Source organism: Algoriphagus formosus, from assembly GCF_002807035.1.
Taxonomy (GTDB): Bacteria; Bacteroidota; Bacteroidia; order Cytophagales; family Cyclobacteriaceae; genus Algoriphagus; species Algoriphagus formosus.
Genome location: NZ_NIUC01000014.1, coordinates 1 through 341 on the forward strand (window position 1 = coordinate 1; position 341 = coordinate 341).

Annotated in this window: 1 rRNA gene; it reads left to right on the top strand. The window is 52.8% G+C overall.

From position 1 onward, the window contains the following. Positions 1-111 (top strand): 16S ribosomal RNA (locus CDH51_RS19975); the annotation flags it as partial. Between the last annotated feature and the right edge of the window lie 230 nt (positions 112-341).

Below are 341 nucleotides of genomic sequence, written 5' to 3' on the forward strand. Positions count from 1 at the left end.
GGTAGACCTGAAGGCGGTAACCGCAAGGAGCCGTTTAGGGTAGAACCGGTAACTGGGGCTAAGTCGTAACAAGGTAGCCGTACCGGAAGGTGCGGCTGGAACACCTCCTTTCTGGAAAGAAAACCTGTCGGTTATTGGAAGAAGTACTGCTGTGCACATTTCACGTGATCCGCTGTCGGGGCTGAAGGCCCCGGGGAGAAGCGGAAGCAAGTTCATTGACATATTGCGTAGAAACTGTAACAGAGTAGTCGCTGCGTGAGCAGCGGTTAATATGATTAAAAGAGTAAGTGAATAAGGGCGCACGGGGGATGCCTAGGCTCTCAGAGGCGAAGAAGGACGTG